This is a genomic window from Paraburkholderia sp. FW306-2-2C-D06C (assembly GCF_058781505.1).
This window is the reverse complement of record NZ_JBYSWU010000029.1, coordinates 49,728-76,708: the sequence shown is the minus strand read 5'-3', so window position 1 is coordinate 76,708 and position 26,981 is coordinate 49,728. Positions and strand designations below refer to the sequence as shown.

Here is a 26,981-nt window from a genome sequence, read left to right as displayed (position 1 = left end):
CCGACGCGGATCAGGCCGCACCACCGCCTTCACCACTGCTGTCGCCTTCAGCGGGACCTTCGGCGTCACCTTCCGCATCCACATCCGCTTCCGCCTCAGCAACCTGTTGCAGACCTGAAAGCTTGGTCCCTTCGTCAAGGCTGATGAGTGTAACACCTTGGGTTGCACGCCCCATTTCTCGAATTTCCGACACGCGCGTGCGAATCAGCACGCCCGTATTGGTAATCAGCATGATCTGCGCTTCCGGATCCACCAGCGTGGCGGCGACCACTTTGCCGTTACGCTCCGATGTCTGGATCGCGATCATCCCCTTCGTACCACGCCCGTGACGGGTGTACTCGATGATCGGGGTGCGCTTGCCGAAGCCGTTTTCGGTTGCGGTGAGCACCGACTGCTGCTCGTCGCCGGCCACCAGCAGCGCGATCACGTTCTGACCGTCTTCGAGCTGCATGCCGCGCACACCACGCGCCTCACGGCCCATCGGACGCACGTCGTTCTCGTCGAAACGCACCGCCTTGCCCGAATCCGAGAACAGCATCACGTCGTGCTCGCCGTCGGTGATGGCAGCGCCGATCAAGTAGTCGCCGTCATCCAGACCGACCGCAATAATACCCTTGCGCAGCGGCCGGCTGAAGGCTTCCAGCGGCGTCTTCTTTACGGTTCCTAACGCGGTTGCCATGAAGACGAACTTGTCGGCCGAGAATTCCTTGACCGGCAGCACGACCGTGATCTTCTCGCCTTCCTGCAACGGGAACATATTGACGATCGGCCGGCCGCGAGAGTTCCGCGAACCTTGCGGCACTTCATAAACCTTGACCCAATACACGCGGCCGCGGTTTGAGAAGCACAGAATGTGATCGTGCGTGTTCGCGATGAAGAGCGTGTCGATCCAGTCGTCTTCCTTCATGGAAGTCGCCTGTTTGCCGCGACCGCCGCGCTTTTGCGCGCGATATTCGGATAACGGCTGCGATTTCACGTAACCGGCATGCGACATGGTCACGACCATTTCTTGCGGCGTGATCAGGTCTTCAGTGTTCAGTTCGGTCGCGTTCAACTCGATCTTCGAGCGGCGCGCGTCGCCGAATTCGGCCTTGATCGACGTGAGTTCGTCGACGATGATCGCCGTAATGCGCTCCGGGCGAGCCAGGATGTCCAGCAGGTCGGCGATCTGCGCCATCACTTCGCGGTACTCGCCGATGATCTTGTCCTGCTCCAGACCGGTCAGGCGCTGCAGACGCATCTGCAGGATTTCCTGAGCCTGGGTGTCGGACAAGCGGTAGAGGCCGTCGGATTGCATGCCGAACGCCGGATTCAATCCGTCAGGGCGATACGCCTCACGACCGCCGGCCGACGCGTTTTCCGTCTCGGCACGCGACAACATTTCTCGCACCAGCGACGAATCCCACGGACGCGCCATCAATTCCTGCTTGGCGATCGGCGGAGTCGGCGCGGCCTTGATGATCGCGATGAACTCGTCGATGTTCGCGAGCGCGACCGCCAGACCTTCGAGCACATGGCCGCGTTCACGCGCCTTGCGCAGTTCGTATACAGTGCGCCGCGTCAGCACTTCCCGGCGATGCGACAGGAAGCAGGTCAGCATCTCCTTCAGGTTCAGCAGTTTCGGCTGGCCGTCGACGAGCGCGACCATGTTCATGCCGAACGTGTCCTGAAGCTGGGTTGCCTTATATAGATTGTTGAGGATGACCTCGGGCACTTCGCCGCGCTTCAGCTCGATCACGACGCGCATGCCGCTCTTGTCGGATTCGTCGCGGATATCGGAGATGCCTTCGAGCTTCTTCTCGTTGACCAGCTCGGCGATACGCTCCAGAAGCGAGCGTTTGTTTACCTGATACGGCAGTTCGTCGACGATGATCGCCATGCGCTGGCCGCGGTCGATTTCCTCGAAATGCGTGAGCGCGCGCATCACCACGCGGCCACGGCCGGTGCGATAGCCGTCGCGCACGCCGGCCACGCCGTAGATGATGCCGGCGGTCGGGAAGTCGGGCGCCGGGACGATCTCGATCAATTCGTCGATCGTTGCTTCCGGGTTTTTCAGCAGATGCTGACACGCGTCGACAACCTCATTGAGATTGTGCGGTGGGATATTGGTCGCCATGCCGACCGCAATACCGGACGAGCCATTGATCAGCAGATTGGGAATGCGCGCCGGCAGAATGGCCGGCTCGTTTTCGCTGCCGTCGTAGTTCGGCGTGAAGTCGACCGTTTCCTTGTCGATATCGGCCAGCAGTTCGTGGCCGATCTTCGCCATGCGGATTTCGGTGTACCGCATGGCCGCGGCGTTGTCGCCGTCGACCGAGCCGAAGTTGCCCTGACCGTCCACCAGCATGTAGCGCAGCGAGAAATACTGCGCCATCCGGACAATCGTGTCATAGACAGCCGTGTCGCCGTGCGGGTGATATTTACCGATGACGTCGCCGACAATACGCGCCGACTTCTTGTAAGCCCGGTTCCAGTCGTTGTTCAGTTCGTGCATCGCGTACAGCACGCGCCGGTGCACCGGCTTCAGGCCATCGCGAACATCAGGAAGCGCACGCCCCACAATCACGCTCATCGCGTAATCGAGATACGAACGGCGCATTTCCTCCTCTAGGGAGATTGGCAGAGTCTCTTTGGCGAATTGATCCATTATCCGTATCTTTTACGTGCCAAGGCGACGGGAAACCGCGCCTTCGCGTAAGCATTGCAGGCCATTGCGGGCGCAACGCATCACGCGATTCTAACATGCCGCACATCCGCCCCCGACGAGGGTACGTATACCTATTAGCAGGCGCGCACGAAAGGCACCTGCGCGCCCCGCTATCGAACCGGGCAGGCTCGATTTGTGCATAGGGCAATCCGCCGCTCAGCCATGACTGGCGGTGCCTTCCGGGGATTGCTTCTGTTGCGCATGCACCACAATTGGAAGGCGATTTGATCGGGGGCAGATTTTTTTATCGTTGGAAGGGAACGATATGGCAAAATGCCAACGCACAAAGAGTTAGACACTGCTCGAAGTCTACACAGCCCGTTTTTTGTTCCGCACCAATGTTATACTTCGAGCAATGTATGACTTGTCTTCGTCAACAGGCTCGCAGTAAACCTGCGGTAATCTCAATTTCGAGAGGAGAAATATGAATAAACTTTCAAAGCTCGCGTTCATTGCAGCTACCGCAGTTATGGCTGCATCCGCCATGGCGCAATCGGTGCCGGCGTCGCGACAAGCTACGAACGACAACTGGGTGAATGGTACCGGCGAATACGTGTGGATGAACGGCACGAACGAGCTTTGCTGGCGCGATGCATTCTGGACGCCGGCAACGGCCAACGCTAAGTGCGATGGCGCCCTGGTTGCCCAGGCTCCGACGCCGCCGGCTCCGGTCGCACCTGCACCGGCTGCTATCACGAGCCAAAAGATCACGTATCAAGCTGACGCCCTGTTCGACTTCGACAAGGCTATCCTGAAGCCGGCTGGCAAGGAAAAGCTGAACGATCTCGCGTCGAAGGTCCAAGGCCTGAACCTGGAAGTTATCGTTGCAACGGGTTACACGGACCGCATCGGTTCGGACAAGTACAACGACCGTCTGTCGCTGCGCCGTGCTCAAGCTGTGAAGTCGTACCTGGTGAGCAAGGGCATCGAAGCCAACCGTATCTACACGGAAGGCAAGGGCAAGCGCAACCCGGTCACGACCGGCTGCAACCAGAAGAACCACAAGCAACTCGTTGCCTGCCTCGCACCGGATCGTCGCGTGGAAGTCGAAGTTGTCGGTACTTCGAAGCAGTAAGCTACAAATTACCGAAGTATCAAAGCCCCGCTTCGGCGGGGCTTTTTTTATGCCGCTGTTCTTTGCGCTGCACGAGCCGAGCTTGCTTCACTCGGCGAAAAGCGCAGCGCAATGGAATCAGACGCGCTAACCGGCTGCGCAGCGCGGCATTTTGCGGCCCCGTCCGCCGGCCTATATACTCAGGGTTTATCCTCGAGCGCCCACTCACCGCTCTCATCGAGGCAGCTTCCCCATGACCAACGCTGATCCCCACGAACTGCAGAAATTTAGCGATCTCGCGCATCGCTGGTGGGACCCCAACGCCGAATTCAAGCCGCTGCATGAACTCAATCCGATCCGCCTTGCCTGGATCGACGCACACGCGCATCTGGCCGGCAAACGTGTTCTGGATATCGGCTGCGGCGGCGGCATTCTGTCGGAGTCAATGGCGGGACTGGGCGCGCATGTGAAGGGAATCGACCTGTCGAGCCAGGCGCTCGGCGTGGCGGATCTTCACAGCCTTGAAAGCGGTGTAACTGTTAATTACGAAGAAATCGCGGCGGAAGCACTCGCCGCCCGCGAACCCGGCACGTACGACGTCGTAACCTGCATGGAAATGCTCGAGCACGTGCCTGAACCGGCCGCCATCGTCGCTGCCTGCAAGACGTTGGTGAAACCCGGTGGCTGGGTGTTTTTCTCTACGCTGAACCGCAACGTGAAGTCGTACCTGTTCGCCGTGATCGGTGCCGAATACATCGCGCGGATGCTGCCTAAAGGCACCCACGACTACGCGCGCTTCATCCGTCCGTCGGAATTGGCGAGCTTCGTGCGCGTCGCGGACCTGCGCACGGCCGACATCAAAGGTATCGTGTACAACCCGCTCAGCAAGCATTTCGCGCTGTCCGACGATACGAGCGTGAACTACATGCTCGCCTGCCGTCGCGACGCCTGATCCGCCCCGACCTCTGTCCAATCAATGAGCGATCCCACGCCCCTGCCCCAACGCGTAGACGACGACACCGCGCTCAGTCTTTGTGAGGCTGTGCTGTTCGACCTTGACGGCACCCTGGCCGACACCGCGCCCGATCTCGCCGCCGCCGTCAACAAAATGCGCCACGACCGCGGCCTCGACATGGTGCCGCTCGAAGACCTGCGCCCGCTCGCGTCCGCGGGTGCGCGCGGACTGATCGGCGGCGCCTTCGGCATCGGCCCTGACAACCATGAGTTCACGTCGATGCGCGAGGAGTTCCTCGCCAATTACGAAGCGGACTTATGCATCGAGACCACCCTGTTTCCCGGAATCCCCGAATTACTCGACGAACTCGACGCACGCGGTGTGCGCTGGGGCATCGTGACCAACAAGGTGGCGCGGCTGACCGACCCGCTGGTGGCGCAACTCGACCTCGATGCGCGCGCGGGCTGCGTGGTCAGCGGCGATACGACACCGCATTCGAAGCCGCATCCGGCGCCATTGCTATACGCCGCCCGCGAACTGGATCTGGCGCCGGAACGTATTGTCTACGTCGGCGACGACCTGCGCGATGTGCAAGCGGGTTTCGCGGCCGGCATGAAGACGGTGGCGGCCGCGTACGGCTACTGTGGCAATGATATCCCGCCGACGCAATGGCACGCGCAGCACGTTGTGAAATCGCCGGCTGAATTGCAGAAGCTGCTGCGCGAAATCGGCTGAGCCTCGTCTGGCGCGTCGCCGCTGCAACGCAACGCGCATTCGGTCAGGTAATCAGCAAAGACGCAGCCGTCAAACTATTGTAAAATCTATTTCGGCCCAGAAGTTTGGGCAACGAACCGCGGGGGCGACCTGGTTTCGACAGGGGTTGCGAAGCGGCTAGGGCATGTCGAGGACCCGTCACCTCGTTAATCAATGGGAAAAACGTAACTGCAAACGACGATACGTTCGCACTGGCAGCCTAAGGGCCGCCGTCCTCTGCCTAGTTCACTGACGGGCTAGTGTCGCAAGACCGGTAGCAATACCGCCAGAGGTCATATACGTCAGTTAAGCCTTGGTGGCGTCACGACATCCGGGTCGAAAATCTAGTGAATCGCCGTAGTGCAGCGTGTTCGTCCGCGTCACTACGGTTAAATCAAATGACAGAACTAAACATGTAGAACTGGTCGTAGAGTGCTTCTGGACGCGGGTTCGATTCCCGCCGCCTCCACCAACACATGATCCTGAGCCAACTCAGGATGTCCCAGGAACCCCGTAGATGTTAGGTCTGCGGGGTTTTTCTTTTCCTGACTCGTCTATAATCGTCCGGCGTAATCCGGGGGTATTCGGGGGTACTTTTGGAGGTACATCGGATACCCCCAAACCTATGTACCCCCAACACTGCCAAAGACGGGAATTGACGGGCAATGCCACTCTCAGACGCCGAAATCCGTAGAAGCGCGCCGCGCGAATCAACGTACAGACTCGCCGACGGCGCCGGCATGTATTTAGAGATCCGGTCTAACGGCTCGCGTTACTGGCGCCTCAAATACAGGTACGGCGGAAAGGAAAAGCTTCTCGCGCTGGGCGTGTACCCATCAGTCAGCCTCAAGGAAGCCAGGGAGAAGCGCGAAGCAGCGAAGAAACAGTTGTCCAACGGCGTCGACCCGGGAGAAGCGAGAAAGGCCGAGAAACGTTCACAGGCAACCAATGCCGCGAACTCGTTCGAAGCTGTCGCCCGTGAATGGCACCAGAAATTCTCTGCGGACCTTTCGGAATCGCACGCTGCGCGTAACCTTCGTCGGCTTGAGATGCACATGTTTCCCCACGTCGGCGGAAAGCCGATCGCAACGATCGAGCCGCCGGAAATTCTCGACGCCCTGCAACGCATAGAACGCAAAGGTACGATCGAAACGGCACACCGGGTCCGGTCCCTGGTTGGACAGGTCATGCGATATGCGATCGCGACAGGCCGAGCGCAGAGGGACGTGGCCGCCGATCTACGCGGAGCGATCCCGCCGGCGTCGACCAAACACCACGCGGCGGTGACGGTGCCCTCCCAGCTCGGCGGTCTGCTTCGGGCGAGCTATAGCTACACCGGCACGGCCGTGGTCGCGGCAGCTCTGAAGCTGGCGCCATTGGTCTTCCAGCGACCCGGCGAGCTACGTCACGCTGAATGGGCAGAGTTCGACCTCGACAGCGGAATGTGGACAATCCCGCCAGCCCGGATGAAACGCAGAAAGGATGGCAAGGTGAACGGCGTCTCTCACCTAGTCCCGCTTTCCACGCAGGCGGTCGATATCTTGAGTGACATCAAATTACTCACCGGCCGGGGACAGTACGTGTTTCCGAGCGCACGCGGCAATAGACGGCCTATGAGTGACATGGCGCTTAGTGCCGCGTTCAAACGTATGGGTATCGACGCCGATACCGCGGTGCCGCACGGGTGGCGCGCGACGGCACGCACTTTGGCTGTTGAGGTTCTGAATGTGCCAGCGGAAATCGTCGAAATGCAACTCGCGCACGAGGTTCGCGACAGTCTGGGCAGGGCCTACAACCGGACGCAATGGCTAGCCGAGCGCCGCGATCTTATGCAGCGATGGGCGGATTACCTTGATATCCTGCGAGCTACCCCGTAGTTCAGGGGGTGGAATGACAAGCGCAAGGCCCGCCAGATAAGACCTCCGCTTGCTGCTATAGCAAATCTGTAGCACGCGAAAATCCCTCAAAGAACTAGCGCCCCAATCACTACCCCTGATCCCTCGTATCATTTACGATTGGGGAAGGTTCAAGGTCACGCTGACTGCGGACGCGTCCCCCTTTGATACAGCAGTACTTTCATTATTTGTAGCGATGGTCGCACGACGAACCTAGCTCAAAGCTACGCCGGCCTCTGAGCAACCAAGGCAACAACCGCGCCAATTAAGAATTCTCTTAAAAATGTTTCGCTGCCGAACGGCGGCTGAGTCTTGAAACTTTCACCGGAGTCACCATAATGGTGACAAGATAGTAAAATGGCACAGCCCCTCCATGATCTGGCCCTATTGCAACAATTGACTCTTGCAGACCAGTGGGACTTTCTGAACGAGCGTGACGGAAGGCAGTGGCCCGGCCACGCATGGAAGACACTGGAAAAGCTGGACTGGGGTGACGACGAACTGAAAGAGTTGCTTTGTTCTCTTACTACTGACGATTGGCAGAAAACTGTACCCAGTTGTGCTGTTCATAATCTCCCCGGCATTGAGTATGTTGACGCGGACCAGTATGAGATTCATTGGGACGAGGAAGATCACTGCAGGCGAGCCAGGCCGAACAAGGACTGCATATCCTTCTCCCTTAAACTTGCACTTGTCTGTGACGAGAACGGCGAATTCGCCGGACTTGTAACGCTTCACTTTTCTGGAATGAAATGAACACGCGTAGATTACGCCGCACGGATTCACGTGAGTCATGCCCGCGATGCGGAGGGCTAGCTGCGTCCGAGATCACCTACAGCGACACGCAGGAGTTCCGCGGTCTGACACTAGACATCGAAGGACTGAAAATATCCAAATGTTCCAACTGTGGAGAGAAGTGGTTCACTTCCGCGCAAGAACAGCACAACGAATCAGCGCTCAGGCAAGCATACGCTTCGAAGCGCGATGCGGTTCGCGAGGAATTGGGACTTCTCCACGCCGAGGACATTGCACGGATCCGCGACAAGCTTCAATTGACGCAAAAAGACGCAGGACGAATCTTAGGCGGTGGTCCGAAAGCTTTTAACAAGTATGAATCTGGCGAGGTTCTCCAAAGCCAAGCCATGGACAAGTTGTTAAGACTAGTCGACTTCTTCGGGGAGCCGGCGCTTCGGGTACTAACATCGGAGCGAGATGCTGAAGCTGCCGCTATCCAAGCGGCACCCCACAACGAGTACCATGTGTTTATTAACTCGCAGGCATTTACTGTTCTGCTCGTGTCACCTTCGGCCAGGGACGTAGCAAACAGCCCTGACCTGCTGAAGTCAGCAATGTCCGGCAACCACAATGATGTTGATCGGATCGCCCGGTGGACTAGCATCCCATCGTCTCCGTACGAGGCGCCAACCATCACCACACACTAAAATGAATCAGCTCACAAACTCCGCACTGGTCCGATGGATCCTCAGTTCGGAAGGTTTGCAGTTTGCCACGCCTCCGTTCTCGGACCCGCAAAACGTGGGTCAACATGTGGAGGTAACCAGCCTAGCGTTCGGACAAGGGCAAGGCTCTTGGACGCTGATCCTCTTTGCACATGAGGACGTCGCGCTCGTCCGCATGTATGCGCATATCGTTCCGATGCAGCAGACAGCCATCAACGAACCTCGCGTGCTCGAACTCATCAATTCGGTCAACTACGGCATGTTGACTGATTCAAGCCTAGATTACGCGAAGCAGACGCGGACAATCCGATACAAGGCGACGTTTCGCGCCATTGGCTTCGGACTACCGCTATTCGAAACACGCAACGCAATTCAGACGCACGTGGTCCGGTCAAACTACCTGCATCACTTGCTCAAATCAGCTTACGACTCTTCGATTCAAAACCCTGAGCAAGCGATCGCCTCCGCTCATTTCACTGCACAGCGGGCGGCGGGACAGCCAACCCCCTATTTCTGATCAGCTTACGGATTTATGTTTATGGGGTGTCTAGCGATTTTGTAGCATCAAGGAATGCTTTCATCTCAAGTGACAGAGGCGCCGCGAGATGAAGTCCCTCCCCGTACCGCTGCTCAAACATCTGCCAGGCCGTCCTTAGATGCCCTCTCCGACGAAAGAAGGGGTGCATCCAGGCCCAATCGAGCGACCACGTCGGTTCGTGATCCGACCATTCACGCAAACGAAAACAGCATGCCCCAAAGATACGTTTGGGCACCGGCTGGTCTTCAGTTATACGGTCGTACGCCGGTTCGAAGAAGAGATATGCCTCGTACGGCACGAAGCCTAGCGACGTGGGCGTTTCCGAAGCCTCAAACTGCACGTGGTCGAACTGCATTTCACGCTTGAAATAATAAGCAAGCTTCTCGACCGCTTCGCGAAGCCGCTTCGGCGAGCTGGGATCGAGTCGAATTGGGGATGGCCCGTCAAGAAAACTATGGCTACTGACCGGAAGTGCGAGTGAATAGAAATCTGCCATGTGTTTCTCTTGCGAATTTATTTAGCTATGCAGATATCTGCCTCAGCAGATATCTGCCAATTTGGTCACCGGCAGCCCTGCCAGAGTGTTGGCGGCGCCGGCCGCCGATCGGCGACTTCGACCACGCTCGATGCCCCCAAATGGCCTGAAACTAGCCCCGCCCTCTTAAAGTCACGTTGCTCCGAAAAAAACGTAACATCGTGGCCCAAAACCCCGAAGCGCCCTGTCCCATAAGGATTTGAGGCTTCCAAAAAAACGTAACATTAACGTAACAACAGGGTAACAAGACCGTAACGAGATTACATAGAAAAAACGTAACATCGAAAAAACCCACATTCCTTTAAAATCAATTGGTTGTGTGCAGCGTTACGTTCTACGTTGCATGATGTTACGTTTTTTTGTAACGCCCCGAACCCAATACCCGCGCGGGTTTCCGGCCGATTTTCGGGCTACGTTACGTTGTTATGTTTTTTCTTCGTCGATTTCGAAATCAGCCCCGCCGTGGGCATGCCGAACGCGCGGGCGAGAGCTGGACGGCACGCGTTCGAAGCCGAGCACGAAACCGTCGTTGCGTGCAGCAAAACGCATCACTCTTTCGGCCCCAAAATCGCCCGCGTGCCCTCGCAGCGGCGCGGCTCGGCCGGATGCCGGCGACTGCATCAAAAGCGGCCACCCAAGCGGCGGGCAGGCGGGGAGGGGGACTGCGATTCAACGGCAACCGTGACCGCTATCGACCCATACGGCCAGCGGCTGCGCGGCGTCGCCCGGGCGCCCTGTCGAGCCAGTGCCGGCCCGCTACAGGCCCGGAAAACGTGCCCGGCGGGCCATCACTGGGCGGCCCGCTTGATGGTGTAGGGATTGAAGCGCACGACCTCGTCGCCGATCCACTCATTGAGCTGCGTAAAACGGCGCTGAAGCGGTTCGATTTCGTTGGCGCCGAATACTTCGGCCGCTGTATCTGCGGCGCCAAATCCGCCCGTATTGCTCGGCACCACGCCGATAAGCTGCGGCGGGACACGATGCGCGGCGAGCAAGTCGTCGCGCGTCACATTCTTGATGTTGAAGAACTCATCTTTCGCCGTGACCTCGGACACCGGGATTAGCTGAATCCCTTCCTTTTTCCCCTGCGGCGCGTACATGAACAGGTTGCGGAAGTTACCCGGCCCCTTGCTGTTTTTCAACGCCTCGCGCAACGCGTCGACGTCCTCCTGTCTCTGAGCTGCATCCGTCATGTACAGGATGAACCCGGCATGCGATCCGTTCTCATAGTAGCGACGACGAAACAGCGTCGCTGACTCGTTCAACCATGCCGCGTGCAGCGCGCCGAGATATTCGGGCAGGCCATACACTTCCTGATTGATATCCGGTTCCATCAAGTGATGGATGGTATCGCCCGCGAATTCGTGCCCTTCCTGTATGCCGTTGACCTGAAAGAAGCGCTGCAAATCGGTCGCGCGGCGCAGGTATTTCGACGGTGCGCGTTTCAGCGCGAGCGTCCCACCAAGGCGGCTCTTTTGCTTCTCAAGGTAGCCATTGCCGAACACCATGAAATCAAGCGCCCACTTGTCGAACTCCTCGCGTGCGAGCAACTTGTGAGGGATAAACGTGGATGACAGCACATTGCGCTTGAAGTAAATCGCCGAGCTGTGATGAACGCCGGCGCGAAACGACTTCGCCAGGCCGGCAAACGACACCGGCGGCTCAAACCAATCGCCGGCCGACCAGCTCTCGACGTAATCCAGAATCTCGGCCCGATCCATAACCGGCATCGGGTCGCCAAACGTGAAGGCCTCGGCCCGCGCTGGCGGTGCTGCGGCCGGCGCCGGCGCTGCGGCGTGCGTTTTGTTGTATCTGCGCTTGCTCAATTTGAGAACTCCATAAAGCCTGTGTTGTTGGCGGTAACGCCCTCTAGCGGTTCATTGCCGAGCGCGTGCAGGCAAGCCCATGCAAGGTCCGCGTGTCCGGTTTCCTCGCTGCGGCTCGCCTCATAGGTGACTTGCTTTCCGCTCGCAGTCATGGTCTTTCGGATAGCCATGAAGGATTGCGCGAGATCGGTCCACCCGGCATCGAATTCGAGTCGGCCCTTACCGATCACCGACAAGCCTTTGAGTACGAGCCGGCCCTTAACCTCTGGCGAGTAGTTGAGCGCAACCGCGTTCGGGTAGAACTGGCGAACGAGCTGGTACACGCCCTGGCCGATGCCGGTCGTATCGATCGCCATGTATTCCACGTTGAAATCACGTGTGATGCGCCTGATTGCGTCGGCCTGGGCTTCGAAGTCCATGCCGCGCCATTGCTCCTTGTGCAGCACGCGAAACTTGCCACCCGGCACCACCGGAGGCGCCACCACGATCAAGCCGGCCGAATCGCCGGATAACGCGGGGTCGTACCCGACCCATACAGGCCTGTGCCCGAACGGCCGGGGCGCCAGTGGCTTAAAGTCTTCCCATAGCTCCCACGAATCCACCATGCAGCGCTGTAAGTCGGCGAGCGGGAAAATCGATGCAGTGTCATCAATGAAGTGACACATCAACAGGTTTAGATATTCCTCGGGGCTGTATTCAAGCCGCAGCTCGTCAAGGTCGAACAGATTGCAACCGGCGGCCACGGCATCTTCGACCGTCACGATCTGGCGCCATTGCCGATCCTCACAAAGCCGGCCGCGTGCAAGTGCCTTGTGTGTTACGTCAAGGTGCAGATGGTCGGCCTTGGCGCGGCCCCGGTTGAAATGATCGCCAGTCCAGAAGGAATAGGCCTCATGCTGCATGCTCGATGGCGTGGAGGTATAGGTTTTTCTCCACTTGCTATGCATCGCCATACCCGATGCAACCTTGTTTAGCTTGCGAAAGCCACCGACCCAAAAATACTCATCGAAATAGAAATTGCCGTGATAACTCTGCGCGGTGCGGGCGTTCGTGCCGAGAAAGTAAAGCATTGCCTCGTTCGGCAAAAGGATCGGCTCACCGGACAAATCAACGTCTGCGGCCTCACGCGCAAACTGGCACATGTACTGCCGGAACACATGCGCTTGTGCCTTGCTGGCCGATAGAAAAATCTGATTTCGGCCCGTCTCGACGGCGTCAACCAATGCCTCACGGGCGAAATACCACGTCGCGCCGATCTGCCGCGATTTCAGGATATTGCGCGTGCGCTGATCGCGCTGGCGATACCAGACCTTTTGATAATCGAACAGCGAATCGCGGAAGGCCTCGACGATCCTATCGCGCTGCTCGTCGCTGAATTCGTTGCGTACTGCCTTAGCCTTGCGTGGCGCCGTGTTGCGCGCCTCGATGGCGGGGTTTAGATCGCTCTCCCTGCCTGTCTCGCCGTACTTGTGGACACGCGCCATGCGCTCGACCTGCCGCATGAGCAAATCGACCTCTTTGAAGTCGCGGCCGTCTTTTTCTGGTTTGGCAATCAGCACTGCAAGGCGCGTTTCTAACGACGACTCGATGCGCTCGATCGGCGTCGCCTTATCCCATTCGTCGCGCTGCTTCCATGCCTCGACCGTTGCACGCTTGATTTCCAGGTGACGCGCGATAGACGTAACGCGCCAACCCTGCCAGTAGAGCGCGCGCGCAATGCGGCGTGGATCGGCATTCGATTCGAGAACGGGGGCGATGTCGGCAGTTTCTAGCATGGCCCCAAGTTTCCCGCGCCGCGCGCGCGCAATCACGCGTAAGCGTTTGTATCCAAAGCGAAAACAAACGCAAAGCGTTGAGCTGCGGCGTGCTCAACCGCAAGATATGGACTCACGCTTAACCACTCCCCCGGCCCCTGTTGGAGACCTAAAAATGCACACCCGCAAGCTGTCGCTTATGTCGTTCGTCGTCGTGGCGATCGCGTTTGCTTTCTCGATGGATGCACACGCGGCAACGCTCGCCATGAGCACCGTTCTCAAACATGCCGATGTACTCGGCACGCTCGCGTCTCACGGCGTCGACCTGGGCGCGGCTGCTGGCCTGGGCGCTATGGCGATCGGCTCGACCGCCTCGGCCGATGCGACGAAGCTCGCGAAATCGAAAATGTTCCGCATCGCCGTCGAAGGTGCGACCACGGACGGCCGCACGATCGAGCGCGCATGGCTCGAACAGATTGCCGCGAACTACAGCTCCACCAAATACGGCGCCCGTGTGAATCTCGAACACTATCGAGGTATCTATCCCGATGGCCCGTTCAAAGCATACGGCGACGTGCTCGCGGTCGAAGTGCGCGAACTCGACGGCGAATTCTCCGGAAAGCTCGGCCTCTATGCGCAAATCGCCCCCACGCCTGAACTCGTCGCGATGACGAAGGCAAGCCAGAAAATTTATACCTCGTGCGAAATCGACGCATCTTTCGCCGACACCAAACAGGCGTATTTGATCGGCCTGGCCGTGACGGATAGCCCGGCAAGCCTCGGCACGGAGATTCTTTCTTTCGCAGCTCAAAACCCGAAGGCCTCGCCATTCACCGGCCGCAAGGTATCGCCGATGAACCTATTCACGGCCGCCGAGGAAACCGTGATCGAGTTTGAAGAAGCGCAGCAACCGGCGGCAATCCCGGCGCTGCTGTCCCGCGTTAAAGAACTGCTGACCGGCGTGAAGAGGAAAGAGGCGGCCGACGATTCGCGATTCTCTGACGTGACCCAAGCCGTCGAAGCGCTCGCCACGCACGGCAAAGAGCAAGCCGACACTGTCGCCGCCCTGACGAAGACCGTCGCGGAACTGAGCGACCAGCGCGACGCCGACCGCAAGGCATTCGACGAACTCCACACGCAGCTTTCGACGACCAGCACCACGCAGCCGCGGCCGCCAGCGACCGGCGCCCCCGCTGCTGTTGTCACCGACTGCTAGCCCGCATTCGTCCCCCCTCACGTTCCCGGAGAATTTTTAGATGCGCAATGAAACCCGGATTGCCTTTAACGCCTACGTTGAAGCAATCGCCAAACTGAGCGGCGTCGAAAGTGCCGCCGTGAAGTTCGCTGTTGCGCCGAGCGTGCAACAGAAGCTCGAAACCCGCATTCAGGAATCGAGCGATTTTCTGAAACGCGTCAACATGATCGGCGTGACCGAACAACAGGGCGCAAAGCTCGGCCTCGGCATCGGCTCGCCGATCGCCGGCACAACCGACACCACGAAACAGGATCGCGAAACGACTGACGTTAGCGACCTCGACGAAACCGGCTATGTCTGCACGCAGACGAATTTCGATTCGCACATCACGTATGCAAAGCTCGACGCGTGGGCGAAGTTCGCCGATTTTCAGGCCCGCTTGCGCGACGCAATCATCAAGCGCCAAGCGCTCGACCGCATCGCGATCGGCTTCAATGGCACTTCGCGCGCGGCAACGTCCAACCGTACGAAAAACCCGCTGTTGCAGGACGTCAACAAAGGCTGGCTCCAGAAATACCGCGACCAGGCGGCGGCCCGCGTGCTGCACGAAGGCAAGACGGCCGGCAAGGTGAAGCTCGGTGTCGGCGGCGATTACGAAAATCTCGACGCACTGGTTTTCGACATTGTTTCGAACATGATCGACCCGTGGCACCAGGACGATACGGCGCTGTTCGTTTTCTGCGGCCGTGGCTTGCTGCATGACAAATATTTCCCGATCGTCAACACGACGCAGCCGCCGACCGAAACCCTCGCGGCTGACGTGATCATCAGTCAGAAGCGGATTGGCAACCTGCCAGCGGTTAGCGTGCCTTTCTTCCCTGCCAACGCGCTCCTCATTACGCGTTTCGACAACCTGTCGATTTACACGCAGGACGGTGGCCGCCGGCGCAACATCGTCGACAACTCGAAACGCGATCGCATCGAAAACTATGAGTCGAGTAACGACGCGTATGTCGTCGAAGATTTCGGCTGTGGCGCGATGGCCGAAAACATCGAATTCATGGCGAAGGCTGCATGATGAAAAGCCCCGCCCAACGCCATTACGAACGCGTCACGGCAGAACTGGCGGCGGCCTCGGCCGCGCCTGGCGAATCCCTCGCCGGCGCGAGCGCATACGAGCTGATGCTTGCGAAGCTGGCGACCGATCGCCGGCGCCTGAAAGCGATCCAATCGATCGAACGCAAGATCGACGTGAAGCGCGCCGAGCTGCTGCCCGAGTACGTCGACTATGTCGCGGGCGCACTGAGCGGCGGGCGGGGCGCGCAAGACGATGTTCTTACGACCGTGATGATCTGGCGCGTCGACGCGGGCGATTTCTCCGGCGCGCTCGATATCGCCCGGTATGCCCTCGCGCACCGTATGACGCTGCCCGACCAGTACGACCGGCCGCTTGCGACCGCGATCGCCGAAGAATTCGCACAGGCGGCACTGGCGGCGTTCAAGCTCGGCGACACGTTCGACGCCGGCCAGCTCGCCGAAGTGATGATGCTGACCGAGTCGGCCGACATGCACGACCAGGTGCGGGCCAAGCTGCATAAGGCGCTTGGCAAAGCGCTACAGGAGTCCGACAAGACTGCGGCCCTCGATCACCTACGCCGCGCGTTGCAGCTCGACGAACGCGCCGGCGTGAAACAGGACATTGCTCGGCTCGAGACCGAACCGAGCAATGCGGCCGGCACCAAAGCCGGCCGCACGTAAAGAGCCCCCCCGGCATGGCGGCGCCGGCTGACGATCGCAACACCTGACGGAAACGCGATCCGACGCCGGCCCACCGCCATCATTTTCTGAGCCATGTCCCATGAGTAGCTTTCTCGCGACCGCCGAACCGACCACGCCCCAGACACCTGGCTCGCCGGCCAATGCCGCGATCGTCAAAAACGATGGCTGGTTCCCCGACATCGACATGAACGCCTTGCGCGCCTCGATGCGGCTCGACGGCACCGCGACGCATGAGCGCTTGCGCGATGCCACGATCGATGCGATCGCCAGCGTTAATGCGGAGCTGGGCACATGGCAAGCCGGCCACGTCGCGGCCGGCTATGCCGATCTGGCCGCCGTACCGGCGCCTAACATCGGCGGCGAAAGCGTGCAGCTCGCGCGCTATCGCCGCGCCGTTTTCAACTACGCACACGCGGACCTCACCGAGCGGTATCGCGATTTCGATTCGACGAAATCGGGCGGCCAGAAGGCCGAAGACCTCGAAACGACCATCTGCGATGCGCGCCGTAACGTTCGCTGGGCACTGAGCGACATGCGCGGCTTGCCGCGCTCAACGATCGAGCTGATTTGATGAAAGCCAGATACCGTATTCGATTCGTTCCTTCGCCTTACGTGCGCCCGCCGGCGCCGCGCCCCGGCCGGCCCGTCATCCCAAACGGCCGCCAGCCCGAACCATTCCGAATCGAGTGCCGAACGTGGTACGGCTGGCGCGAAATCGATAGCGCAACGAGCTGGGAAAACGCGCAACTGTTCCTCGACGCCTACGCGCGAACCATGCGCCTTAGGAGTCGTGTTCTTCAGACATTCGACAAACACGGCAAGGAAATCGCCTGATGCGCGTTATTGCACAACAGAACGACACCGTCGATTCCCTTTGCTGGCGCCACTACGGCCGCACTGATGGCACCGTTGAGGCGGTGCTCGAAGCGAATGCCGGCCTGGCTGACTACGGCGTCTTTCTGCCGATCGGCACGCCCGTTTTCCTTCCTGATCTGGCGAGCGTCAACACGACGACGCCCTTACTCCAACTGTTTGACTGATTGATCCACACTGAGCCAGGAGCCGACATGGCCGAACCGAGCACCACCACCCTCGCACTATCGGCCGCGATCGGCCTCGCGAGCCTCGCGCCGGGTATCGACGGCAACGCGCTGATTGGCGCCTTTACAGGCGCCGCGCTCGTCGTCGTCACGTCGAAAGATATCGGCGCATTAAAGCGCGTCGCGTACATGCTGATTTCGCTGGTGATGGGCTATCTGGCCGCGCCCGAAATCGTCAACGTGACGCCGATCAAGTCAACCGGCGTGGCTGCTTTTTTTGCTGCTGCGCTCGTGATTACTGTCACGCTGCAACTGATCGAGCGCGTCAAGACGCTCGACCTGTTCAAGCTGTTCAAGAACGGAGGGTAAGCCGTGTTCACTCCGATCGCAGTTATCGCACTCACCGCCTATGTCGCCGCCATCGTGCGCGTGCTGACCTACCGCCGGCGAGGTGCCCGCCACCGTCGCAATGTGTCATGGATCGCATGGGCGCTGGTCGTCGTTATGGGCGGCTCGGCGATCGAGCTGGCACTACACGCGAAGTCTGTCGGCATTTTCGAAGCTGGCTCGGCGGTACTGCTGGCCCTGTTTGTGTTTGGCGTGCGCGGCAACGTCGCGCGCCTGCTCTGGAGCAATGAACCATGAAAACGCACCGTTTCGGCGACCACGGCGACGATGTTGGCCTATTGCAACGCCGCCTTATCCGCGCCGGCTATCCGCTCGAAGTCACGCACCTGTACGACGCCGCGACCGAAGCCGCGGTGATGGCGCTACAGAAGAAAACCGGCCTTATCGATGACGGCATCGCAGGCCCGAAGACTCTGGCCGCGCTCGCGACCGGCCGGCGCGACCCTAAACACCTGTCGCTGTCCGACCTCGTCGCGGCGGCCGACACGCTCGGCGTGCCGCTCGCATGCGTGCGCGCCGTCAATGAGGTGGAGTCAAGTGGATCTGGCTTTCTGCTCGACGGCCGGCCGGCGATCCTGTTTGAACGCCACAAATTCTGGAAACAGCTACAGGCGCGCGGCATCGATCCGGCGCCGCTCGCGGCGAGATATCCGAACATCGTTTCGCAGACCGCCGGCGGCTACCTCGGCAAAGCGGCCGAGTACACGCGCCTTGCGTCCGCCGAGCTGATCGACGCCGGCGCCGCGTATGAGTCGGCGAGCTGGGGCGCGTTTCAGGTGATGGGCTATCACTGGCAACGCCTCGGTTACTCGAGTATCGATGATTTCGTTGCCCGCATGGAGAAGAGCGAAGGCGACCAGCTCGACGCGTTCGTGCGCTTTGTTGCGGCCGATACGGCCTTGCTTTCGGCGCTAAAGGGTAAGAAGTGGGCGGCGTTCGCCAAGGGCTACAACGGCGCGGATTACGCCCGCAACCTGTACGACGCGAAGCTCGCACAGGCGTATCTCAAGTACGCCGGCCCCGACAAGGCGGCGGCATGAACGCGTTCGCCGCGAAGTGCGTCGCCGGCGTCGTCGCGTTGCTAGTGATCGCCGCCGGCGTGCTGTACGTTCGCGCGCTGCGCGCCGAGCTGGCCGGCGCACAGGACGTCGCCAAACGCGCGAAAGATGATCTGGCCACCCGCGACGAAACAATCAGGCGTCTGCAAGACGATGCGGCCGACAAGGCGGCCCAACAGCGCAAGCTCGATGCCGATCGCAACGGCATCGACGCCAAGCTCGCCGGCATTCGCGACGAAATCAGGAGATACAACAATGAAAGCGCAGACTTCCGCGCGTGGGCTGCTGGTGCTTTGCCTGCTGACGTTGTCCGCATGCACGCAAGCCCCGCTCTCACCGGCGCCGCCGATTATCTTGCAAGAGTGCCAGGCGGTGACGCGTTGCACGTTGCCGGCGACGGCACCGACCACTAACGGCGCCCTCGACGACGCGCTGCACATGGTCAAAGCCGCCTGGGCGGCTTGCGCGGCCAAGATCGATATGGTGTTCGACTGTCAGAACCGAAAGCCGGCGCCGGCGGCCACCCATGATTAAACCGGCCAGCCTACGCGCGGCGCTCGTCGCTGCAATTCCTTCGCTCGCGACCGACCCCGATCGCCTTACCGTTTTCATCGACGCCGGCCATATCGCCGCGACCGGCACACAAACGCCGTCATTCGAGTATCGGTACACCGCGCATGCACTGGTGCTGGACTTCGCCGGCGAAGCCGATCACGTCTTTATCGCTATCGTCGAATGGGCGCGAGCCAATCAGCCGGACCTTGTCACGAATGTCGATCAACGCGAATCCGGTATTACTTTCGAAGCCGATGTTCTCAACAATCAAACGGTCGATCTGTCGATAAAGATGCAGCTCACTGAAAGCGTCGTTGTATCGATCGATGCGAGCGGCAAGCGCACTATCAGGCACGTCGACGACGCTGCCGATCACTGGCTTGGATGATGGACAACGATTTACAGGCGCTCGACAAGTGGGCGGGCGGGCTGCTCGCGCAGCTCGCGCCGGCCGGCCGGCGCGCTGTTACCCGTGACGTAGCCCGCGAGCTGCGGCGCAGCCAGCAAACGCGCATCGCCACACAGCGCAACCCCGACGAAAGCCCGTTCGCTGCACGTAAGCCGCGATTAGGGAAGGGTGGCAAGCTGCGCGAAAAGAAAGGGCGCATCAAACGCGCCGCGATGTTCGCGAAGCTGCGCACGGCTCGCTATCTCAAAGTCGAATCCGATGCGCTGAGCCTCGCTGTTGGCTTCGCCGGCCGGGTCTCACGCGTGGCCCGCGTCCACCAGTTCGGGTTACGCGATCGCGTCTCACCGAAGGGCGTCGAATACCAATACCCCGCCCGATCGCTGCTCGGCTTCACTGCCCACGATCGCGAGTTAATACGCGACGTATTGCTTAAGCACATCATGAAATAGCCCTATTTTTAAGGGCTTTTTGTAGCCGGCGCAGATACATAGGCCCGCAGTCGCATCGCGCGCGTGCAATCGCCAACATGGCCGGCGCGCGGTAATGCCTTTGGCCGATGCCCTGCGCCGGCAATGACCTACGCGCGGCAGTTCACCGATTTATCACAAGGCAGGAGATTTACTCAAATGAGCTGGATTTTCGACAGACGGAAAGGCACCGGCGGTGCGCAAACAGGCATGTGCGGCGCGGCCGACGTGAGTACGGTCGTGCTGGACAGTGCCGCTATGCCGTTCGACCCGGCATCGTGCGCGCATAAATACACCTACGATGACCGGGGCGCATTGATTATCGACACCGCAACCGAGCCTGTTACGGGCCTCGTGCGTCTCAAAACATACACGTATGCCGGATCAATTCTCACCGCTGAAAGCATGTGGGTGAAACAATGATCCTCGGCGAGTTCAAGAGGCTACTTGCGCTTTGCGGCTATCCTCAGGGCAACCGCGCGCCGATCATTCTCGCGCAGTCGGCGGTTCCCGCGAGCGTTACGGGGACGACCGCTGAAACTGTGCTGGCTGCAGTCACTGTTCCGGCCGGCGCGCTCGGGAAGAACGGGGCATTGCGCATTACTGCACTGTGGTCCTACACGAACAACAGCAATGTCAAAACTATTAGGGGGCGTTTTGGTGGCGAGGTTTATTTCAAGCTCCTTGCCAGCACACAGCTATCACTGACGTTCGTAAAGAGCATTCGAAATCGAAATTCGTATAACGCTCAGGTGTCAGAGAGCATGTGGTCAGCGGGCCTGGCCACGTCCACCGGGGAGATTTGTACCCTGTCGGTCGACACGGCCAAAGACCAGCTACTGACATTTACGGTAGAGCTAGCGAACGTAGCGGACACCGTGACCCTTGAAGGCTACACCGTGGAGATTCTGAACCCATGAAAACCATCCCTGCAGTAGCAAACACAGACGGCGTTCTGAGCCCGGCCGCGTCAATCCCGCCTGACGCCGTTGCAGTCGTCTGCGATGGCACGATGTACACGGTCTACCAACCCGGCGACGCTGTTCCGATGCCCCCCATTGAATCAACTGTAGAGGCAGGCGGTGTCGACGAGTGAAACGCTTTCGCCGGATTCGACCGGTATCGGGTACAGCCTCGCGCGGTTGAAATCGCATCTGACATGAAGCGAGGCGGAGCGTCACGGGCGCTTCGCCTTCTGCGGAGGATTCCAGCTTCGCCTGGCTTGTCCAGGCATACGCGCGGCCTTCTTGCGACTCGCGTACTGTACCCAGCGCGAACACATGCGGCGCTGCTCGCGTTGCGCGCGTGCGGTCGGCAAGATGGCCGGCATGGACGCTAACGAAATCCGACGACTGATTATCAACATGATCCGCAAGGGCGCGATCATGGACGTTAATCACGCCAGCAATCCGCCGACATGCCGCGTGTCTGTCGGCGACCCGACCGATCCGGACGGCGAAGGCCTGCAAACAAACTGGCTGCCGTTTCTGTCGGTGCGCGCCGGCGCGACCCGCGAATGGAACCCACCGACCAAAGGCGAACAGGTTGTGCTGTTCTGCCCGATGGGCGACCCCGCCCAAGGCTTCGTTCTCTGCGGCCTCAATTCCGACGCGGCGCCGGCGCCGAGCAATAGCCCCGACACGCACATCCGCGCATATCCCGATGGCGCGATCGTTGAATACGACCACGCAAAGCACTCGCTGGCGGCCACGTTGCCTGACGGCGCGACCGTGCTGATCGTCGCGCCCGGTTCGGTCACGGTGCAGACCAAAGACGCCACGGTAAAGGCCGACACGATGACGATCGACGTCACCGATACGACCGTTACCGGCTCGATGCTGGTTAAAGGTGCGTTTGCCTTTGAATCGGGGATGACCGGCAAGGGCGGCGAACGCGGCGGTGCAGTGATGAAAATCGAAGGCGGCGCCGAGTTCACGCAGGACGTGATTGCGGCCGGCGTGAGCACGTCGAAGCATAAACACCCGACGAACGGCGAATACGCCCCAACCAACGAGCCGATGAAATGAGAGGCATGGACGCTAAAACCGGCCGCGCCATTTCCGGGCTGGCTCACCTTTACCAATCGATCGCCAAGATTCTGACGACCTCTATCGCCTCGCGCGTGAAGCGCCGGCCGTTCGGGTCGGAGCTGCCCGACCTGATCGACGCGCCGAACAATGGCGAAACGCGCGTGCGCCTGTATGCCGCGATCGCGACCGCACTCATGCGCTGGGAACCGCGCCTGACGCTGACCCGCGTGCAGCTCTCGACTGACACCACGGACACCGGCGCCGGCATGCAGGTGATCGATATCGAAGGCACGACGACTGACACCGGCGACGCAGTATCAACCAGCGTGGCGGTTAGCAGTGGGGGTGCGACGTGAGCGTGACCCCTATCGACCTGTCGCAACTGCCGTCGCCGGATATCGTCGAAACGATCGACTTTGAAACGCTGCTGGCCGCCCGCAAGGCGCGGCTCATTTCCCTGTATCCCGCCGACGCGCAAGCCGATGTTGCCGCATCGCTCGACCTTGAATCGGAGCCGATGATGATCCTTCTGCAAGAAAACGTCTATCGCGAAGTCGTGTTGCGCCAGCGGGTCAACGACGCCGCACGCGCGGTGATGCTCGCCTATGCGAAGGACGGCGACCTCGACCAGCTCGCGGCGTTTTTCGAAATCAAGCGGCTTGTGCTGACGCCGGCCGACACGGCGAACGGCGTAGAAGCGGTGTTGGAAAGCGATACAGACTTGCGCGCCCGAGTGCAGCTCGCGCCGCAAAGCTTTTCTGTCGCGGGTCCGGAAGGCGCCTATGTATCGCACGCGCGAAATGCCGATGGCCGGGTGCTGGATGCCTCGGCGACCAGCCCCGCACCTTGCGAAGTGCTGATTACTGTTCTATCGCGTGAGGGTGACGGCACTGCGCCCCAGGATCTCATTGATATTGTCCTGGCCAATCTGAAGGCGGATGACAAGCGGCCGCTCACCGACAAGGTGACGGGGTGTAGTGCAACGATTAAACGCTATGCAGTGAGTGCCGATCTGGTTTTCTTTGCCGGGCCTGATCGCTCTGTAGCGCTTGCCGAAGCCCGCAAACGCATGGCTGCATACACCACCGCAATGCACAAGCTCGGCATGGCAATCACGCTCGATGGTATCTATGCCGCAGCGCGGTCGGCTGGCGTGCAGAAGGTGATTCTGCGAAGCCCACTGGCCGATATTCCGGCGTCGAAGACCGAAGCGCCTTATTGCACGTCGATTGATCTGCGCGACGGAGGCGTTTACAGCAATGAGTAGCCTGCTGCCCCCGAATTCGACGGTGCATGAACGCAACATTGCTACCGTCAACGCTCGTATCAGCGACATTAAAACGCCGCTACGCGATCTGATGAACCCGGACGCGATACCGCTCGCCTCGCTGCCGTGGCTCGCGTGGCACATGGGCGTCGACGCATGGAAAGACTACTGGCCCGAGCAAGTCAAGCGCGCCCGCGTCAAGGCGGCGATCCCGATCGCCCGCAAGAACGGCACCGCTGCGGCGGTGCGTGAAGTCGTCGCGACGTTCGGCGCAAATATCGCGCTGCGCGAATGGTTTGAGATGACCCCGCCCGGTGTGCCTGGCACGTTCGACATTGTGATGACCGTAAGCGGCCGGGATGGCGTACCGGCAACGGCCGCCTATGTCGCCGACATCCTCGCCGAGATCGATCGCACCAAGCCGGTACGCGCTCACTACACCTTCACGCAGGGCTTTTCGATACAGGGCACACAGCGCGTTGCAGCGGCCGTTCGGCCGGCCCTGTATCGCCGCCTTTCACTCACGGATAAATGAACATGGCCGGAGCCCTTATTTGCATCACCGATGCTGGCCGCGCCGCGCTCGTCGCACCGGGCAACACCGGCACCAACGCACACAAGATCGTCGAAATCGGCCTGAGTACGGGCTGGTTCGATTCGACCGATCGCACGCTTAAAAAGCTGCCGAACGAGCTGAAGCGCATCACCACATTCGGCGGCGACAATATCGCGTTCGATACGATTCACGTCACGCTGAGGGACGACACCGCCGATCAATACAAGCTGTACGGTTTCGGCCTGTACCTCGAGAACGGAGTGCTTGCGGGGGTCTATTGCCAGAAGTCCGAAGACGGTCCAATCATGGAGAAGGCGCCGGCGGCAATGCTGCTGCTCTCGGCTGATCTGCAATTCACCACGATCGACGCGGCGCAGCTCGTTTTCGGCAATGCCAATTTCACGAATCCGCCGGCGACGACCGAGCGGCAAGGCGTCGTCGAGCTGGCGACGCAAGACGAAGTCAACGCCGGCGCCGACGACACGCGCGCCGTTACGCCGAAGACCGCGGCGGCCCGCTATGCGGCGCTGACTGGCGCTGTTTTCACCGGCCCTGTACAAAGCTATGGTCTGACTTCCTCTCGCTATGGCGTGAATTCGCAATCCGTTGCCTTTGACGCGAAGAGCAACGGCAACTTTGTTGACTCTTACTCTACGGTCAACAACGCCAAGATGTTGAATCTGAACTCCACCACGGACGCGGACAACACGGCGCCGACCGCTGGCGATGTAGGCATCAATTTTTCGATCCTCGGCGTTCGCAAGGCCATGCTGTCACGAGGCGGCCGGTTTCTGTTCAACACAACGATTGATGACGGCACGAACGCGGTGCAGGTTAATGGCTCGGCCAGGATCGACGGAAACATGGATGTCAACCGGGCAACCAACGAAGGGCAGATTTATCTAGGCCCGAGTGACGGCTACTTTTTCGCCAACGCCAACAAGGCCGGATGGTATTCGCCGACAAAAGGATGGTTTTTTTTCGACTTCACGCTAAGGAATCTGTGTGTCGGCGGCAGCGCGGTGTGGCACGCCGGCAACCTTACGCCGCTCGATGCGAATAAAGGCGGAACGCTCAATAACGACGTGACGTTCGCAACGGGCAAGCGTCTTTGGTTGAGTGAGGGTAGCGCCGCTTATCCGTCGCTGACGTTCATTAACGATGCCGATACCGGCTTCTATCACATCAACGATGGCACGTTCGCGGTTACGTGCAACGGCGTCACAACTGTTCGATTCACACCGTCCGTTACGGTATTCGATCAACCAGTGACCGGACCAACGCCGCCCGCCGGCGAGGTGTCGACGCGACTCGCGACGACCGAATGGGTTACGTCAAAGATCGCGATGGCCGCGATCGGGCAAATCGTCATGGAGCCGCGCACGTCCGCACGCGCCGGCTTTCTCAAGGCTAACGGCGCCGTGCTGAACCGCGCCGACTATCCGGTGTTGTGGGCCTATGCACAGGCGAGCGGTGCGCTCGTAGCTGAGTCGGCATGGAGCGGCGGTAACTGGGGCTGTTTTTCGAGCGGCGACGGCGCAACCACATTCCGCATTCCCGAGCTGCGCGGCGAGCATCTGCGCTGCTGGGATGACGGACGCGGCGTCGACGGCTCGCGCGGTATCGGTTCATGGCAGGACAGCCAGAACCGCTGGCACGCACACGGCGCCTCGGCCGGCGCTGTTGGCGACCACATCCACGGCGCCTGGACTGATGCGCAGGGCTGGCACGGTCACGGGGTATCCGACCCTGGGCACACGCACCAAACCTACGGCCAGGACCCCGGATTCTCTGGCCCCATTCGCGACTCGGCCGTCCTGATCCGGGGCGACCAGGGCCAGCGGCCCGCACAGGTTCCGACTTACCCATCCGGCACCGGCATCGGCATCAACGGCGATGGCAACCACGGACACAACATCGGCATGAGCGGCGCCGGTGCCCACAGCCACGCAATCACCGTCAACGCTGACGGCGGATCTGAAACCCGCGTTCGCACTGTCGCCTTGCTGGCGATGATCCGCGCTTACTGACTTAGAGAGAACGAACCATGCTGATTCACCAATTCGATACGACGACCGGCGCTTATCTGAATAGCTGCCTGGCTGACGCCGACCCGCGCAACGACGGGCGCTGGCTTGTTCCTGCATTCAGCACGTCCGACACGCTGCCCGAGCGCACGCCGCTTTCATGGCCGTTTTACCGCGATGGAGCATGGGTGCTGCTGCCTGACTATCGCGGCCGGATGCTGTATCGCCAGGACACCGGCGAGCCGACCGAGATCACCGCCCCCGGCAAGACGCCGGCCGAGCTGAACCTGACCGATAAGCCCCGGCTGTCCGATCGGCATACGTGGATTAACGGCGAATGGGCTGTCGCGCTCGAGCTGATCGCGCAGGAAAAGCGCGCCGCGATGATGGCCGAATTCGAGCTGCGCATGTCGAAGGCGCGCAGTGAGAACGCCGGCAAGGCCGACGCGATGGCGGCCGATCTGCTGAACGACGAAGAAATCTATTACTTCAAGGCGTGGGCGGCGTATCAGATGGCGCTTGTTCGCGCGATCGAAAGCGACACATTCCCCGATTCGGTCGAATGGCCCGACACGCCGGCGCCTTACGTGCCGCCGGCACCGGAACCCGAAGCGCCCGAAGCCGATGCGCCCTCAACCAGCACGCCGGCCGACGACACAGCGGCGCAAGAGCAACCCCCGGCTTAGTGCCAGTTCACCCGGCCGGAACACCAC

Annotated in this window: 32 protein-coding genes and 1 other RNA gene; 29 read left to right on the top strand and 4 right to left on the bottom strand. The window is 60.2% G+C overall.

What is annotated here, in order from left to right; genetic code table 11:
* Positions 1-10 precede the first annotated feature (10 nt).
* Positions 11-2,647 carry a DNA gyrase subunit A gene (gene gyrA / locus AC3WLT_RS21915; protein WP_492593788.1) on the bottom strand — a complete coding sequence of 879 codons (2,637 nt, stop codon included), beginning with the start codon at positions 2,645-2,647 and terminating at the stop codon, positions 11-13.
* A 484-nt stretch (positions 2,648-3,131) separates the two neighbouring features.
* On the opposite strand from gyrA, the gene ompA reads away from it, so the two are divergent.
* The 8 genes from ompA (at position 3,132) to AC3WLT_RS21875 (ending at position 9,341) form a co-directional block, all read left to right on the top strand.
* On the top strand, positions 3,132-3,782 hold the full coding sequence (gene ompA, locus AC3WLT_RS21910; protein ID WP_492593787.1) for an outer membrane protein OmpA: 651 nt from the start codon (positions 3,132-3,134) through the stop codon (positions 3,780-3,782).
* A gap of 232 nt (positions 3,783-4,014) precedes the next feature.
* Positions 4,015-4,713, top strand: a complete 699-nt coding sequence (ubiG, locus tag AC3WLT_RS21905; RefSeq protein ID WP_492593786.1) for a bifunctional 2-polyprenyl-6-hydroxyphenol methylase/3-demethylubiquinol 3-O-methyltransferase UbiG — start codon at positions 4,015-4,017, stop codon at positions 4,711-4,713.
* Positions 4,714-4,737: 24 nt separating this feature from the next.
* Positions 4,738-5,451 (top strand): HAD family hydrolase, encoded by a 714-nt coding sequence (locus tag AC3WLT_RS21900; RefSeq protein ID WP_492593785.1) that lies wholly within the window; start codon positions 4,738-4,740, stop codon positions 5,449-5,451.
* Between the two features lie 120 nt (positions 5,452-5,571).
* Positions 5,572-5,941: a transfer-messenger RNA gene (gene ssrA / locus AC3WLT_RS21895) on the top strand.
* Positions 5,942-6,134: 193 nt separating this feature from the next.
* Positions 6,135-7,346, top strand: coding sequence for a tyrosine-type recombinase/integrase (locus AC3WLT_RS21890; RefSeq protein WP_492593784.1), 1,212 nt, complete (start codon positions 6,135-6,137; stop codon positions 7,344-7,346).
* Positions 7,347-7,721: 375 nt separating this feature from the next.
* Positions 7,722-8,120 carry a hypothetical protein gene (locus AC3WLT_RS21885; RefSeq protein WP_492593783.1) on the top strand — a complete coding sequence of 133 codons (399 nt, stop codon included), beginning with the start codon at positions 7,722-7,724 and terminating at the stop codon, positions 8,118-8,120.
* Complete coding sequence (locus tag AC3WLT_RS21880) at positions 8,117-8,806, top strand: type II toxin-antitoxin system MqsA family antitoxin (RefSeq protein WP_492593782.1); 690 nt, start codon at positions 8,117-8,119, stop codon at positions 8,804-8,806. Before AC3WLT_RS21885 ends, AC3WLT_RS21880 begins: the two co-directional genes overlap by 4 nt.
* Position 8,807: 1 nt before the next feature.
* On the top strand, positions 8,808-9,341 hold the full coding sequence (locus tag AC3WLT_RS21875) for a hypothetical protein (RefSeq protein ID WP_492593781.1): 534 nt from the start codon (positions 8,808-8,810) through the stop codon (positions 9,339-9,341).
* A 19-nt stretch (positions 9,342-9,360) separates the two neighbouring features.
* Here the strand turns inward: AC3WLT_RS21875 and AC3WLT_RS21870 are convergent, their stop codons facing one another.
* From AC3WLT_RS21870 to AC3WLT_RS21860, 3 genes are all read right to left on the bottom strand, one after another.
* Complete coding sequence (locus AC3WLT_RS21870) at positions 9,361-9,858, bottom strand: hypothetical protein (protein WP_492593780.1); 498 nt, start codon at positions 9,856-9,858, stop codon at positions 9,361-9,363.
* 827 nt (positions 9,859-10,685) lie between these two features.
* A complete protein-coding gene (locus AC3WLT_RS21865; RefSeq protein WP_492593779.1) occupies positions 10,686-11,723 on the bottom strand; it encodes a phage portal protein in 1,038 nt (345 codons plus the stop codon).
* Entirely contained in the window at positions 11,720-13,498 is a 1,779-nt protein-coding gene (locus AC3WLT_RS21860) for a terminase ATPase subunit family protein (protein ID WP_492593778.1), read from the bottom strand. Before AC3WLT_RS21860 ends, AC3WLT_RS21865 begins: the two co-directional genes overlap by 4 nt.
* Before the next feature lie 154 nt (positions 13,499-13,652).
* Between AC3WLT_RS21860 and AC3WLT_RS21855 the strand changes: the two genes are divergently transcribed.
* The 21 genes from AC3WLT_RS21855 to AC3WLT_RS21755 all read left to right on the top strand — a co-directional run bounded on the left by AC3WLT_RS21855 (position 13,653) and on the right by AC3WLT_RS21755 (position 26,954).
* On the top strand, positions 13,653-14,693 hold the full coding sequence (locus AC3WLT_RS21855) for a GPO family capsid scaffolding protein (protein WP_492593777.1): 1,041 nt from the start codon (positions 13,653-13,655) through the stop codon (positions 14,691-14,693).
* Between the two features lie 40 nt (positions 14,694-14,733).
* A complete protein-coding gene (locus tag AC3WLT_RS21850) occupies positions 14,734-15,750 on the top strand; it encodes a phage major capsid protein, P2 family (protein ID WP_492593776.1) in 1,017 nt (338 codons plus the stop codon).
* Positions 15,750-16,430, top strand: a complete 681-nt coding sequence (gpM, locus tag AC3WLT_RS21845) for a phage terminase small subunit (protein ID WP_492593797.1) — start codon at positions 15,750-15,752, stop codon at positions 16,428-16,430. The genes AC3WLT_RS21850 and gpM overlap by 1 nt, the downstream gene beginning before the upstream one ends.
* Before the next feature lie 100 nt (positions 16,431-16,530).
* Positions 16,531-17,022 (top strand): head completion/stabilization protein, encoded by a 492-nt coding sequence (locus AC3WLT_RS21840; RefSeq protein WP_492593775.1) that lies wholly within the window; start codon positions 16,531-16,533, stop codon positions 17,020-17,022.
* Between the two features lie 262 nt (positions 17,023-17,284).
* Positions 17,285-17,491 carry a tail protein X gene (locus tag AC3WLT_RS21835; protein ID WP_492593774.1) on the top strand — a complete coding sequence of 69 codons (207 nt, stop codon included), beginning with the start codon at positions 17,285-17,287 and terminating at the stop codon, positions 17,489-17,491.
* Positions 17,492-17,518: 27 nt separating this feature from the next.
* On the top strand, positions 17,519-17,860 hold the full coding sequence (locus AC3WLT_RS21830; RefSeq protein WP_492593773.1) for a putative holin: 342 nt from the start codon (positions 17,519-17,521) through the stop codon (positions 17,858-17,860).
* Between the two features lie 3 nt (positions 17,861-17,863).
* Complete coding sequence (locus AC3WLT_RS21825) at positions 17,864-18,136, top strand: phage holin family protein (RefSeq protein ID WP_492593772.1); 273 nt, start codon at positions 17,864-17,866, stop codon at positions 18,134-18,136.
* Positions 18,133-18,939, top strand: coding sequence for an N-acetylmuramidase domain-containing protein (locus AC3WLT_RS21820; protein WP_492593771.1), 807 nt, complete (start codon positions 18,133-18,135; stop codon positions 18,937-18,939). Before AC3WLT_RS21825 ends, AC3WLT_RS21820 begins: the two co-directional genes overlap by 4 nt.
* Entirely contained in the window at positions 18,936-19,370 is a 435-nt protein-coding gene (gene lysB, locus AC3WLT_RS21815) for an Rz-like lysis system protein LysB (RefSeq protein ID WP_492593770.1), read from the top strand. The genes AC3WLT_RS21820 and lysB overlap by 4 nt, the downstream gene beginning before the upstream one ends.
* Positions 19,264-19,491 (top strand): Rz1-like lysis system protein LysC, encoded by a 228-nt coding sequence (lysC, locus tag AC3WLT_RS21810; RefSeq protein WP_492593769.1) that lies wholly within the window; start codon positions 19,264-19,266, stop codon positions 19,489-19,491. The genes lysB and lysC overlap by 107 nt, the downstream gene beginning before the upstream one ends.
* Positions 19,484-19,900, top strand: coding sequence for a phage tail protein (locus AC3WLT_RS21805; protein ID WP_492593768.1), 417 nt, complete (start codon positions 19,484-19,486; stop codon positions 19,898-19,900). The genes lysC and AC3WLT_RS21805 overlap by 8 nt, the downstream gene beginning before the upstream one ends.
* Positions 19,900-20,370 (top strand): phage virion morphogenesis protein, encoded by a 471-nt coding sequence (locus AC3WLT_RS21800; RefSeq protein WP_492593767.1) that lies wholly within the window; start codon positions 19,900-19,902, stop codon positions 20,368-20,370. The genes AC3WLT_RS21805 and AC3WLT_RS21800 overlap by 1 nt, the downstream gene beginning before the upstream one ends.
* 177 nt (positions 20,371-20,547) lie before the next feature.
* Positions 20,548-20,811: a hypothetical protein gene (locus AC3WLT_RS21795; protein WP_492593766.1), complete on the top strand. Its 264-nt coding sequence runs from the start codon at positions 20,548-20,550 to the stop codon at positions 20,809-20,811.
* Positions 20,808-21,308, top strand: coding sequence for a hypothetical protein (locus AC3WLT_RS21790; RefSeq protein WP_492593765.1), 501 nt, complete (start codon positions 20,808-20,810; stop codon positions 21,306-21,308). The genes AC3WLT_RS21795 and AC3WLT_RS21790 overlap by 4 nt, the downstream gene beginning before the upstream one ends.
* A complete protein-coding gene (locus AC3WLT_RS21785; protein WP_492593764.1) occupies positions 21,305-21,484 on the top strand; it encodes a hypothetical protein in 180 nt (59 codons plus the stop codon). The genes AC3WLT_RS21790 and AC3WLT_RS21785 overlap by 4 nt, the downstream gene beginning before the upstream one ends.
* 232 nt (positions 21,485-21,716) lie before the next feature.
* Positions 21,717-22,415, top strand: a complete 699-nt coding sequence (locus AC3WLT_RS21780) for a phage baseplate assembly protein V (RefSeq protein WP_492593763.1) — start codon at positions 21,717-21,719, stop codon at positions 22,413-22,415.
* Entirely contained in the window at positions 22,412-22,774 is a 363-nt protein-coding gene (locus AC3WLT_RS21775; protein WP_492593762.1) for a GPW/gp25 family protein, read from the top strand. Before AC3WLT_RS21780 ends, AC3WLT_RS21775 begins: the two co-directional genes overlap by 4 nt.
* Positions 22,771-23,685, top strand: coding sequence for a baseplate J/gp47 family protein (locus AC3WLT_RS21770; RefSeq protein ID WP_492593761.1), 915 nt, complete (start codon positions 22,771-22,773; stop codon positions 23,683-23,685). The genes AC3WLT_RS21775 and AC3WLT_RS21770 overlap by 4 nt, the downstream gene beginning before the upstream one ends.
* Positions 23,678-24,220, top strand: a complete 543-nt coding sequence (locus tag AC3WLT_RS21765; RefSeq protein WP_492593760.1) for a phage tail protein I — start codon at positions 23,678-23,680, stop codon at positions 24,218-24,220. Before AC3WLT_RS21770 ends, AC3WLT_RS21765 begins: the two co-directional genes overlap by 8 nt.
* Before the next feature lie 2 nt (positions 24,221-24,222).
* Positions 24,223-26,271, top strand: coding sequence for a phage tail protein (locus AC3WLT_RS21760; RefSeq protein WP_492593759.1), 2,049 nt, complete (start codon positions 24,223-24,225; stop codon positions 26,269-26,271).
* Between the two features lie 17 nt (positions 26,272-26,288).
* Positions 26,289-26,954: a tail fiber assembly protein gene (locus AC3WLT_RS21755; protein WP_492593758.1), complete on the top strand. Its 666-nt coding sequence runs from the start codon at positions 26,289-26,291 to the stop codon at positions 26,952-26,954.
* The last annotated feature ends 27 nt before the right edge of the window (positions 26,955-26,981 follow it).